15 protein-coding genes are annotated in these 12395 nt (G+C 46.4%); 7 read left to right on the top strand and 8 right to left on the bottom strand.

Annotated features, from left to right (window positions below; genetic code table 11):
• The first annotated feature begins 103 nt into the window (after positions 1 to 103).
• From AXX12_RS15220 to AXX12_RS15235, 4 genes are read left to right on the top strand one after another with little or no spacing between them, the layout of a single operon-like run.
• Entirely contained in the window at positions 104 to 580 is a 477-nt protein-coding gene (locus tag AXX12_RS15220) for a YbaK/EbsC family protein (RefSeq protein WP_066244612.1), read from the top strand.
• Position 581: 1 nt separating this feature from the next.
• A complete protein-coding gene (locus AXX12_RS19640) occupies positions 582 to 968 on the top strand; it encodes a DMT family transporter (RefSeq protein WP_066244615.1) in 387 nt (128 codons plus the stop codon).
• Positions 965 to 1225: a DMT family transporter gene (locus AXX12_RS20215; RefSeq protein ID WP_066244617.1), complete on the top strand. Its 261-nt coding sequence runs from the start codon at positions 965 to 967 to the stop codon at positions 1223 to 1225. Before AXX12_RS19640 ends, AXX12_RS20215 begins: the two co-directional genes overlap by 4 nt.
• A 25-nt stretch (positions 1226 to 1250) precedes the next feature.
• On the top strand, positions 1251 to 1718 hold the full coding sequence (locus AXX12_RS15235; protein ID WP_066244620.1) for a PaaI family thioesterase: 468 nt from the start codon (positions 1251 to 1253) through the stop codon (positions 1716 to 1718).
• A gap of 575 nt (positions 1719 to 2293) precedes the next feature.
• Here AXX12_RS15235 and AXX12_RS19440 read toward each other — a convergent pair.
• The 8 genes from AXX12_RS19440 to AXX12_RS15275 form a co-directional block, all read right to left on the bottom strand.
• Entirely contained in the window at positions 2294 to 2518 is a 225-nt protein-coding gene (locus tag AXX12_RS19440) for a hypothetical protein (protein ID WP_066244621.1), read from the bottom strand.
• A gap of 54 nt (positions 2519 to 2572) precedes the next feature.
• Positions 2573 to 2968, bottom strand: coding sequence for an SDR family oxidoreductase (locus AXX12_RS19445; protein WP_066244624.1), 396 nt, complete (start codon positions 2966 to 2968; stop codon positions 2573 to 2575).
• A gap of 112 nt (positions 2969 to 3080) precedes the next feature.
• A complete protein-coding gene (locus tag AXX12_RS15250) occupies positions 3081 to 4187 on the bottom strand; it encodes an alpha/beta hydrolase (protein ID WP_066244626.1) in 1107 nt (368 codons plus the stop codon).
• A gap of 56 nt (positions 4188 to 4243) precedes the next feature.
• On the bottom strand, positions 4244 to 5227 hold the full coding sequence (locus tag AXX12_RS15255) for an aldo/keto reductase (RefSeq protein ID WP_066244629.1): 984 nt from the start codon (positions 5225 to 5227) through the stop codon (positions 4244 to 4246).
• Between the two features lie 78 nt (positions 5228 to 5305).
• Entirely contained in the window at positions 5306 to 6475 is a 1170-nt protein-coding gene (locus tag AXX12_RS15260; RefSeq protein WP_066244636.1) for an iron-containing alcohol dehydrogenase, read from the bottom strand.
• Positions 6476 to 6525: 50 nt separating this feature from the next.
• Positions 6526 to 7377 carry an aldo/keto reductase gene (locus AXX12_RS15265; protein ID WP_066244640.1) on the bottom strand — a complete coding sequence of 284 codons (852 nt, stop codon included), beginning with the start codon at positions 7375 to 7377 and terminating at the stop codon, positions 6526 to 6528.
• A 102-nt stretch (positions 7378 to 7479) separates the two neighbouring features.
• A complete protein-coding gene (locus tag AXX12_RS15270) occupies positions 7480 to 8649 on the bottom strand; it encodes an MFS transporter (RefSeq protein WP_066244641.1) in 1170 nt (389 codons plus the stop codon).
• A gap of 236 nt (positions 8650 to 8885) precedes the next feature.
• Positions 8886 to 9419 carry a flavodoxin family protein gene (locus AXX12_RS15275; RefSeq protein ID WP_066245207.1) on the bottom strand — a complete coding sequence of 178 codons (534 nt, stop codon included), beginning with the start codon at positions 9417 to 9419 and terminating at the stop codon, positions 8886 to 8888.
• Positions 9420 to 9903: 484 nt separating this feature from the next.
• Between AXX12_RS15275 and AXX12_RS15280 the strand changes: the two genes are divergently transcribed.
• The 3 genes from AXX12_RS15280 (at position 9904) to AXX12_RS15290 (ending at position 12299) form a co-directional block, all read left to right on the top strand.
• A complete protein-coding gene (locus tag AXX12_RS15280) occupies positions 9904 to 10821 on the top strand; it encodes an AraC family transcriptional regulator (RefSeq protein ID WP_066244644.1) in 918 nt (305 codons plus the stop codon).
• Between the two features lie 181 nt (positions 10822 to 11002).
• Positions 11003 to 11728, top strand: a complete 726-nt coding sequence (locus AXX12_RS15285; RefSeq protein ID WP_066244645.1) for a flavodoxin — start codon at positions 11003 to 11005, stop codon at positions 11726 to 11728.
• A gap of 4 nt (positions 11729 to 11732) precedes the next feature.
• On the top strand, positions 11733 to 12299 hold the full coding sequence (locus tag AXX12_RS15290) for a cyclophilin-like fold protein (RefSeq protein ID WP_066244649.1): 567 nt from the start codon (positions 11733 to 11735) through the stop codon (positions 12297 to 12299).
• The last annotated feature ends 96 nt before the right edge of the window (positions 12300 to 12395 follow it).

Genomic DNA, 12395 nt, shown 5'->3' on the forward strand with positions numbered 1-12395 from the left:
CAAATTACCTTTCCTAATGCTTGGATAAGAGATATTTGTTTTACTTATATTATAGAGCAGTATATACTACATAACAACAAAGCACAAGAAAAGGTGATGAAATATGTCTTTGGTAAAAGTTAAAGAATATTTTGATGGAGTGGATCTAGGCGAGCGTGTCGTGGAACGGGAACAGATTGGGGCCACAGTGGAGCAGGCGGCGATGTCGATTGGTTGTGCGCCGGAACGGATTGCAAAAACAATGTCAGTCTTTCTCGATGAACAACCTACTCTGATTGTAATGGCTGGTGATGCCAAAATAGATAACACTAAATACAAAGCCTGCTTTCACCAAAAAGCAAAAATGATACCGGGCGAACTTGTAGAAACATATATAGGTCACTTTCCGGGCGCGGTTTGTCCCTTTGCTATCAATGAAGGTGTACGTGTATACCTGGATGTGTCCCTCAAACGCTTCGACATCATATATACGGCTGGAGGCAGCTTAAACAGCACAATAAAATTGACTTTAGAAGAACTTGAAACCCATTCCACACCTGCAGGCTGGATAGATGTGTGCAAGGGATGGTTTGTGAATTAAAATGAATAATAAAAAAGCAGAGCTTCTCATGATGAGCGTATCCCTCGCATGGGGTTCTTCCTACCTGCTAATGAAAATAGGACTGGATAGTATCAGCCCATTCAATTTAATTGCTCTGCGCTTTGGAATAGCTTTTACCTGTATGGCAGTAATCTTTTTACCCCGCTTTCGTGCGCTTACTTCATCCGTCTTAGCAAAAGGCACCTTGATGGGAATACTGCTTTTTCTGCTTTTCGCTGGGCTGGTTTATGGTGTAAACCATACAACTGCTTCCACGGCAGGATTTTTAGCCAGTACCACCGTGATACTCGTGCCAATTCTGGAGAGCATACCCCCTCGCTACCGGAAACATCGATACAATGGGGTGCAATCATTGGCCTTGGATTGATTTGCAGTGCATACGGTTTTGTTGTCCAGCCCATGGTACAACGCTATATGTCACCCGAAAAGATTGGACTAATCTTTTCTCTGGAGCCGGTATTCTCTGCGGTTCTATCCTATATTTTCCTGCATGAAGTGCTGAATGTAAAAGGCTATATAGGCGCAGCACTTATTTTCTCTGGTGTTGTTCTCTCAAAAATTACAATACCGGTTGCTGCATCAGATGCTCATCGTGTACGTCCAGCCCTAACGGTAAATAAATGACTATACAAAAAAGGGTGAGAGTAATATGGAATCAAAAAACGGATTTATACCACAAACTCCTGATTTTGCAAACCGTGTCCAATCAAGTTTTGCCCAGCAAACGGTAATGAATTCAATCGGTGCGGAACTAGTCAAGGTCTTTCCGGGTGAAATTGAGATTCTAATGCCGTTTCGTGATAATCTTACCCAACAACACGGTTTCCTACATGCGGGCATTATAACAACCATCGTTGATAGTGCCTGCGGTTATGCAACTTTGAGTCTAATGCCTGCCGGCGCTTCGGTCCTGACAATTGAATTTAAGGTTAATCTTCTTGCCCCTGCGAAGGGCGAAAGGTTTCTAGCCAGAGGTATGGTCGTCAAGCCGGGGAAGACTATTACTGTTTGCTCAGGCGAAGTTTTTGCTTTAGGTTCAGAAGAACCAAAACTGGTAGCCACAATGACAGCAACTATGATGACACTTCAAGGTCGCCCCGGAGTCTCTGAAGGTTAGGAACTTTAGAAGCAATCATCTACTCCCTACACGCGACCGTAGAATTAGTTTCTATCCCCCAACCACAGCACACACATGTCTGAATAAATTCAAAAAAGCCGGTCAAGGTGATTTCTAACCACCTCAACCGGCTCACTTTCAGCTTCACACTCGTTCTTAGTTCCATTTAGCATTGATTAGTCGATTAGGGAGCGCCCCCACGACTTTGCAAACACCCGCGCTTGCCGTTACAAGCAGGTTGGTCGTGTGAGAAATAAAGCCGATCAGCGAGGGGCCGGTCAAAACATCGACATAGCCAATGGTGGTAACCGCTGTGACGCCTCAGAATCCAAATGGAGACTTGTCTGATGTTTTCTGCCTACGTCTGCGGAAACATATACCACATTTTCCTACAGCCAATAAACCCAGACGGCGTCTGGCTTCATGGGCTGTGTTTTCTTTTCAGCAGAACTGTGCACTCCACGTGTCATTTGATAGAATCGTGATACTGATTCGCGAAATAGGAATTTTGCGTAAAGGTTCGCCCCCCCCTTTTAGAGGAGCGCATTAGTTTCGGATCAAAACCAGGTTTTGCTTTAACAATGATTTGCTGGACGGACAATGATTTCATTGATCGCAATATTGCTCTCTTCACTGATTGCAAAGTGTATTGCATGTGCCATGTCTTCCGGAGAAAGAGTATTTTCACTATATGCCTGCATGACAGCAATCTTCATTTCTGGATCGGTCACTGTATACTTCAAATCCGTGTCAATAGCTCCCGGTGACATATTGGTAACACGAATATTGGTGCCTGCCATAGCTTCCTCTCTTCGAAGACCCTCACTGATTACTTTTACAGCTGTTTTTGTGGCCTAGTACACGGTAACTCCCGGCAGTACACTTTCATGGGCTGCAGTCGAGGATACGTTGATGATATGCCCTGTTTTTCTTTCCCGCATATGAGGAAGTACCGCTCCAATTCCATACAAAACACCTTTGATATTGACATCTATCAATTGATCCCATTCCTCTGTATTATTCTTGTATAAAAAAGACCCCGGCATTGTACCTGCATTGTTAATCAGAACATCAATCTGCCCATACTGCTGCAGAGCATAGTCAACCATGGCCGCTACCTGCTCTTTTTTCGTTACATCTGTCACATAATATACCGCATCTCCACCGGCATCACATATGGACGGCTTTAACCGTTTTAGTTCTTCTTCCTTGCGGGCTGCCAGAACAATTTTTGCGCCGTTCGATGCCAAATCCGTACGTATCGTTTTTCAGTGCTTCTACAGCCTTATCGGCCTCAAGTTGTATGCCTCAACCAAATGAACGATTTCTTTTTAGCAGCCGCTTATGATAGCTACATTACAATTATTTATATTTATCAATCCCTTTCTCCTTCATCCAATCGGACAACAAATCGGCTATTTGAACGTTATTGAGGTCAGAGAACGGAAAATGAGTGTTACCGTATATACCTATTTTCGGCAGTTCGACAAGAGTTGCATCTCCACCGTATTTATTCACCGTGTCTACAAACTTCCTGCCTAACTGCAGCCTTACACGCCAGTTTTCTGCCCCAAGTTGCTCCGAAGGTTCTTCCGGTATATTATCACCGAAATAGAGTACAATAGGAATTTTTGTGAGCTTCATGAAATCATCCACAGGGACAGCCCGGCCGCTTAAATCACCGGTCAGACTCGGCATGGGTTCGGGCAATTCTCCCTCGGGAAAAACATAACTTCCCGGCTCATAAGCAACGACCGCTTTTATATTCGTGTTCTTTATGCCCGCATACCAGCCCGGCAATCCTCCCTGCGAGTGTGTTACAAGAATCCCCGGCCCCGTTTTATCAAACAGTTCAGCCGTTGTAGCGGAGACCAGTTCCAGATCAAAAGGTCCCGTATTGGGAGTCATCTGGCGGAAGTACTGATTCAGACTTTCTGCATCACGTGGAAATTGTACATTGGGGAAATAATCCGGCCAAAGTCCTACACGAAAGATGTCATACCACATTTGTTCATTCGGCGTAGGATCAATCGCAGTAGCGACAGTGCTACGTCCGGCTTTACCGCGACGAGGCTGGTCTATGAGATAGACCCCGAATTGACGACGCAAAAATATATTCTGGAAGCCTTCGCGTCCGTCCGGGGTGCTTTCCCATGTTTTTGAAGACTGGCCTGCACCATGTAGGAACACGAGAGGAAGTTTTCGGGCTTTCACCGGGATCTGATAAAATACATACGCATGGTCTCCATGGTATGTCTGACCTTCGGGAATGGGATTCCAATTGTTAAAATTACGGTTGTCGTATGTACCTGGATGTTTAACCACCGTTCCGCCCACTGCGAAGCTGCCCTGCTCTTGGATGATCAGAGGTTTAGGATTGTCCCTTCCGGCAGCCATTGCAATCCCCGACAGAATAATGCTGGTCGACAGTAGGAATGCGGCAAATAGTTTACGATGCTTCATACTCATAGAACCCTCCTTTAAATTAATTGATGACATGGCTGAGGTTGTGTACGGCAACCACTCTATTTTCCGACCCGTTTGGCCGCGTCGGAACCTGCCGGATAACGATCTCCGGACACTTTGATTTTATCGAGCGCTTCATTCAACGCAGCCAGTTCCCGCACAGACAGCCGGACGGCTGCCGCTCCTAAATTTTCTTCCAGGCGCTTCATGTTACGAGTGCCGGGAATCGGAACAATCCACGGGTTCTGCGCAAGTACCCAGGCGAGCGCAATCTGCGCCGGGGTTACACTCTTAGCAGCAGCCACATTTTTTACAAGGTTTACAAGTTCTTGGTTTGCCGCAATGTTTTCCGGTGTAAAACGTGGAACCATACGGCGAAAATCTGCGTTGTCGAAGCTTGCATCCTGTTGAATAGCGCCTGTCAAAAATCCCTTTCCCAACGGGCTGAAGGGAACGAAGCCAATTCCCAGTTCTTCCAGTACAGGCAACAATTCTTCTTCCGGCTGGCGCCACATCATGGAATATTCACTTTGAATCGCCGTTACCGGACAGACTGCATGAGCCCGGCGAATCGTCTGCACTCCGGCTTCCGAAAGTCCCCAGTGGCGAATTTTCCCTTGCTGCATCAGTTCCTTCATGGTTCCCGCCACTTCTTCGATAGGGACGCTTGTATCCACCCGGTGTAGATAATAGAGATCAATTGCATCAACCCTCAGGCGTTTTAGGGACTCTTCTGCCGATTTGCGGATTTCTTCCGGGCGTCCGTCCACCACCTGTTTCCCGTTGACATTTTTAATGCCGCATTTCGTTGCAATGATGACTTTATCGTGATAGGAAGCTAATGCTTCACCGACCAGGATTTCATTGTCATCATAAATCTCTGCCGTATCAAAAAAAGTTACGCCCAAATCAATGGCCTGATGAATGACTGCGATGGCTTCCTTTTTATCAGAAGCCGGACCATAGCCGTGGCTCATGCCCATACAGCCAAGCCCAATTACTGAAACCTCTAAACCGCTTTTGCCTAACATACGTTTTTCCATGCTTTCAGCTTCTTTCTTTTAGTTAGTTTTGGGTTATTTTACACAGGCCGATATTTTATAGCCCGGAGCCGTTTTTTGTTATTTATAAGATTTTTCATAGATTGCGATACAGTCTTCCTTGGTCAACCGCGCACGGTCGCAGGCGAAGAGTCCGCCCATCGGACCCAGCGCGTTATCAGCCATTTTCGGAAATTCAGCCGGTGTAATACCATAGTCGCTCATCTTTAAATCGGCTACGCCGCAATCCTCTAAAAGCTTTTCGAGCATCGTGATAAAATCCAGCGGATTATTGGCATCTTCCATGCCCATGGCTTTAGCCATGCGGATGAAGCGGTCATCACATACATGCTGCTCAATGATGTTCGTAAAATAGGCACGGCTGAGCATGATGAGGCCTGCGCCATGCGGCAGATTTTCATGATACGCCGATAAAGCATGCTCCAGAGAATGTTGGCTGGAGGTTGTGCCGACGCACATGACCGTGCCGGACAGGATATTCCCGAAAGCCACATGCTCTCTGGCTTCCATATCACTGCCGTCCTTGACCGCACGAGCCAGATAGCGTCCGACATTTTCAATTGCTGTAATGGCATACATATCGCTCATGAGATTGGCAAATTTGGACACATAGCCTTCCAGGCTATGGCTCAGCGCATCAAAGCCCTGATAAGCCGTAAGCAGTGGCGGCACGCTCTTCATCAACTCCGTATCTTCGATGCAGAGTTTTGGAAAAAGCAGCGGCGTCTTAATACCGACTTTCTCGTTCGTTAACGGATTGGTAATTACACAGCCTGCATCCGCCTCGGAACCTGTTCCCGCCGTCGTGCTGATAGCAACAATCGGCAGCGGCTCATTACCAATCGTTTTTTTCTTGCCGGTGCCACTGGCGACATAATCCCATAGATCACCGTCGTTTACCGCCATAATGGCAATTGCTTTGGCCGAGTCAATGCAGCTGCCGCCGCCAAGAGCCACTATAAAATCACAGCCATTTTCTCTGGCAAAAGCAGCGCCTTCCATCACCTTGTCCTTCACCGGATTCGGCTGCACTTTATCAAACACAACCGATTCCACGCCAGCCAAACAAAGCTGTTCTTCCGTTCGCGCCAAATAGCCGTTGGCTCTGGTTGACTTGCCGTTGGAAATCACAATCATCGCTTTTTTACCTGGCAGTTCCTGTTTGTGAAGCTCACTTAGCATTCCTGCACCAAATAAAATTTTTGTAGGTACATACATTGTGAAACTCATCGTTTCAAAACATCTCCTTTGATGGACTTATTCTATATTGAGCTTTATCTTTAAATATCAATCTTACGGGCACAAAGCCATTTCACGATTTCCGGATCGTTATGGGAAAAGAAGCAGCTTTTTTTTGTATCCAATGTTGCAATTTTTTCCATATCCTCCTGGCTTAATGCAAAGTCTAAAACATTGAAGTTTTCAATCATTCTTTCTTTGCGAACGGACTTTGAAATCGCAACCACTCCTCGTTGCGTCAACCAGCGTAAAACCACCTGGGCAACTGATTTGTTATACTTTTGAGCCAGTGATACCAAAACTTCGTTCTGGAACAAGTTATTTTTCCCTTCTGCAAAAGGAGCCCAGGATTCGATTTGAACATGATTCTCTTTCATAAGTTTGGCACTTTCTATTTGCTGACAGAATGGATTGGTTTCAACCTGATTTACGGCAGGAACCACTTCATTATGAGCGATCAAATCCACCAGACGATCCATTTGGAAGTTACTAACTCCAATCGCCCTCATTTTCCCTTCACGATACAGTTCCTCCATAGCGCGCCAAGAACCATATACATCACCAAACGGCTGATGGATTAAATACAAATCCAGATAATCCAATTGCAATCTTTTCAGCGACTTCTCGAAAGCCTTCTTTGTATTCTCGTAACCGGTGTCCTGAATCCAGAGCTTAGTCGTAATGAACAGTTCTTCTCTAGGTACGCCACTTTGTTTTATTCCTCGGCCAACCGCTTCCTCGTTCAGATATGAGGCAGCGGTATCAATCAAACGATAGCCTGTCATGATCGCATCATAAACACACCGTTCGCATTCCTGCGTGTCGGCGATCTGATAAACGCCAAAACCCAAAATAGGCATCTCAACACCATTGTTCAAAGTTACGTTTTGCATAATAACTCCTCCTTTTGTTTATCATGTTTATATTCTTTCAAAACAAATCCCCAAGCGTTTCGCGTCCGTCCATTCAGCGTCTCTTTTAAGATTCGTATTCATTTACTCATCGCATGTTTGATACCTCAAGCGGCAAAAGCCGAAAGAAACAACCGCGATGCAAAGCGCAATTGCGATCGCTGCGGCACCGAGCCAACTAACGATCATGATTGACGAGCCTCCCATGGCGATGCCACCGATGCCAGCACCGACGGCAAAACCAAGCTGCACGAAGGAGCTATTCAGACTCAGCATGATACCGGAGGCTTCCGGCGCAAGCGAAACGATATTAAAGCTCTGAGTCAGGCCGAACGTCCAGGCTGAAGTCGCCCACAACAGGATCAGCAGGATGGTAAAGCTTACTGAACCTGAGGTGATGGACACGAGCGCGAGGGACAACGTCTGAACGGTCATGCTGCCAATGAGCGTACGAGGAGTACCGAGTCGATCCGCCAGGAACCCGCCTAGTTTGGAGCCGATCAAGCTCGCAATGCCCAGGGCGAAAAGAATGCTGCTCATTTCCTGTTCACTCATCGTCCTGAGAGCTGCCAGGAAGGGCGTGATATACGTATTAACCACCGAAAAGCCAATAAATACGAAAAATGTCATTCCAAGGGCAGCCGCTATACTCGGTCTCCTTAAGAGTGCAAATTGCTCACCGAGAGGAGCCGGCGTTTTGCCTGACAGGGCGGGAAGCAACCGGGCGACCGCTAACGTTCCCAGCAAACTGAGAAAGCCGATACCCCAAAAAATCGTCTGCCAATCATACGCTGCTGTGATGATGCGGCCAATCGGGACGCCGAATACCAGCGAGGCACTAAAACCCATGGATATGTTGGACATGGCTTCACCTTGGCGTCCGGGAGAAGCCAGCTTCGCCGTTATCGCATAGGCGGTGACTACGAAGACGCCCGTTCCGACCCCCATTACAATGCGGGAAGCCATCAGGAAGCCAAAGCCCGGAAGGGCAAGTGTTATAGCGATGCCAACTAAAAAAATTGCAAGCGCCAGCAGCAGTTGCCTGCGCTGGTCCAGCTTCGCCGTCGCTACCATGACAAGGGGAGTGCCGATTGCGCTGGCAAGCGCAAAAGCGGTAATCAGCTGTCCTGCTGTTGCGACCGATACACCGGCGGAGGCAGCGACTTTATCCAAAATACCCACGATGACGAATTGCGAGGTGCCAATCAAGAAGCTGATCATAGTCAGCATGTAAATTTTCCGGATGTTGCTCATGATGCTCTGTATGCTCCCTTATCTGTTATCTATATTTGCTAAAGTAATTCATAGTAAGGAATGAACAACTTCGTCCTTTTTATTATGCGCAAATAAAACAGTCAATCCTATCACGTTTATACCAAATAATTGCCTAATCCTATCATATTGCGCAACAGATGAATCTCCAGCGATGTAAAGTAGTCATTTCGATGAAGACTGGTATCTTATAATCACAGGCATTCCTTCTGCATCAATTAAATCCCCATTCCCTTATTCACCGCTTCTTCCATGGCTTTGTTACCTTGGATATCGCCTTTTTGCCAGGCACCGGCCCCATAGATAAGCCCTCTGACCTTAGCACCTGGCAAACAATCGGTAAAGCCGCGAAGCCCATCCATCGTACGCTCCATAGCAGCTTTTTCGTCAGCCGCCGTGGCGATGAAATAAAATTCCTTGTCGCGTATTTCTGTATAACGCGGCAGTGTGCGGTCGATCAGAGTTTTAAGCTGTCCATCCATCGTATAAAAATAGACGGGCGTCGCAAGGACAATCACATCGGCAGCCACCAGCTTAGCAAGAATGGCAGCCATATCATCCTTCTGTATACAAGCACCTGTTTTCTTACAGGCATAACAGGCCATACAGTAACCAATTGCCTGGTTATGCACATAGATTTTTTCTACCGTATTTCCGGAGGCTTCTGCTCCTTTAATAAATTGATCGCATAGCGTATCGGAATTCCCTCCTATTCGAGGACTTGCTGATAATACAAGTACATTTTGGGGCATTTTTAATTCCTTCTCTCGTTTATTACTAAGTCTACCGTTATTTTCTCGCTTCACACTGTCAGATGGCCGCCTGATAGTATGGGAAGCCATATGCTTCTCCCAAAATTGAACTGCCGCCTCCAGCCATCCCTCCGTTGCTGTGCCAATGCCAGGCCCGAAACCATGGTCGATATTCGCGGCCATCCTTGCCCCTTCAGAACTACCCCATACAGAGTAATCTTCTGTAGCAACTTGTAATAAGTCCGATTGCTAAAGATATAAAAAATGGCGGCTGCCAAATCCTCGCAGGTATCTTTCTCGCTGCCTACTCGATATTGGATGACAAAGGCATTATAGCCTTTGCCATCTTCATTATGCATCTAATCGGCAAGCAACCGATATCTCATTTATATCAAATAATTGCCTAATCCTGTCTAAGCTACTTGCAAGCAGCCAAATGTGTATTATAATAGACTTACTCAAGGCTGAAGAACAGGAGGATCTTATGTCTGAACAAATAGATAAGCTGCAGGATGAGCTCGCCAAAATTATTGAAGCCTATTCTGTCCAGGACGGTGTTCATGCGACCGCTATTCCGTCTTTATTTTTTAACCGCCAGACAACGATTACCGGACCCGCTTATGGAGTTTTTAAACCTTCCTTATGCATTGTCGTTCAGGGCGCAAAGGACGTATGGCTAGCCCAGGAGCGCTTTCGGTACAGCCCTGCCGATTACCTTGTTGCATCCGTTGACGTGCCCGTTATCGGCCAAGTTGTGGAAGCCTCCCCCAACCTTCCGTATCTGTCTCTTAAGCTGGAGTTTACGCCAAAAGATGTCATGGATGTTCTCAGTAATCTAGAAACTCGTATCGCTTCAAAAGAAACATCCAGTCATGCTATTTTTGTCAGCCAGATTGAGACTTCTTTGTTGGATGCGGTACTCAGGCTGGTTCGTTTGCTGGACAATCCCGTCGATATCCCGGTACTTGCCCCTCTCGTTACGAAGGAAATTCTCTATCGGGTTCTGCAAGGACAGCATGGGGAAAAATTGGAACAGCTTGCGATCGAAGGAAGCTATACCTATCGAATTAAAAACGTCATTGAACGCCTCATGCATCGCTATGATCAGGCTTTTCGGATTGAAGATCTGGCGGAAATGGCAAATATGAGTGTTTCTTCGTTTCATCGGCACTTTAAAGAGGTAACCGCCATGAGTCCTCTGCAGTTCCAAAAACAACTGCGCTTATACGAAGCAAGGCGCCTCTTATTATCCGAGGCAGCCGATGCCGCTGAAGTCGCATTTCGGGTAGGCTATGAAAGCCCATCACAGTTCAGTCGGGAATATTCCCGTATGTTTGGCCTGCCGCCGAAAGAAGATCTAAAGCGTGTAAAAGTCAGTTATAACCAACAGACAGACGAATAAAAACCATTCGGGGGAGTGCGATAATATCTGCACTCCCCCGAATGGTTTTAAGTGATTGATACAATTAGGCAAGCATTCGAGAGAAATGGGATAACGGTCATTATTTTATGTGGGGCATAATAAGGTTGAGCGAATCCGCTCTAAATAATAGGCGCATCTGCGTAAATTAGGAGGACTAATAATGAAAAAAACGTTAACACTTGTTTTAGCTGTGATCATTATGCTGGCCGGTTTGGCGGGCTGCGGCAGCAGTAAAAATCAATCCAACAATAGCTCTCCACAACCGAAGCCTTCCAATAGCGAGCAAGGTAAGACAACCGTTCCTCCTTCCGGAGCCTCAGCAGCCAATAAAGACGGCAAGAAAACTTTGGTAGTGTACTTTTCCATGCCAGAAACGACCAATCCCAATAATATGAACCAGGAAGAGGCAAACAGCACGGTGGTCATTAACGGCGAAGTTTTAGGCAACACCCAATATGTGGCGAATTTGATTCAAAAAAATACCGGCGCCGACATCTTTCGTATTGAACCGAAAACACCGTATCCTACCAATCACAGAGCACTGGTAGATTTGGCCAAAACAGAACAGAATAATAAAGCAAGACCGGAGCTTGCAAAAAAAGTAGAGAACCTTGGGCAGTATGATGTAGTTTTTCTGGGATATCCCAACTGGTGGGGCGACATGCCGATGATTTTGTACTCTTTCCTTGAAAGTCATGATCTGTCCGGCAAAACCATTGTCCCGTTCAATACCCACGGAGGAAGCGGGTTTTCTAATACGGTGAGCACCATTGCCGCATTACAGCCGAATGCTAATGTTATTAAAAACGGCTTTACTGTTTCCAGAGATACCGTACAGAATTGTGCAGATGATGTAGCTGCCTGGTTGAAGACATTAGGGTATTAATGCCATGAGAAAAGCCACGGCATTCATACTGGTGCTGGGGCTAATCGCTTTACAAGCTGTCTGGGGCTTGGCGAATACCCCACCAAATAGTATGCAACCAACAAGTTTGCCTGACATGTCTGCAACGCCCCAAAAAGCTTCCGGTATCTCGATCACCACCGAGAGTGATGCTTCTTACACAGTTCAGAGAAGAATTAAAATCACGGCCGGAAACACTAGTATGTATGCTACTATGAAAGACAACCGAACAGCGCAGGATTTCATCGAATTGTTGCCACTGAAGTTGAAAGCCTTTGACCGTATTGGCCTTGTAAAATCCACTGTGCTGCCACATTCAATTTCTGATGATGGCGAACGCACCAGGAAGTATGCTATCGGCTCCATCTTCTATTGGCCGGAAGGTCCAGAGGTGGCCTTTTGCTATAGCGATCATTTGCCGAAAACCGTCGTTGACATTATCCATATCGGCATGCTTGAATCAGATGTTGAGCACTTCCGAAACTATACCGGAGAGCTTGTGGTGGAGTTGGCAAACGAAGTACCTGTACAAGTTGAACCGGAGAAGCGGTGATATAAAAAGAAATCCTTTCCGACAAGAGCCTACAGCCTAGAGAAAGCCTGCCGCAAAAGATACGGCAGGCTTTCTCAGAAGAATAGAGTTCAAGGA

Source organism: Anaerosporomusa subterranea, from assembly GCF_001611555.1.
In the GTDB taxonomy this organism is placed as follows: Bacteria; Bacillota; Negativicutes; order Sporomusales; family Acetonemataceae; genus Anaerosporomusa; species Anaerosporomusa subterranea.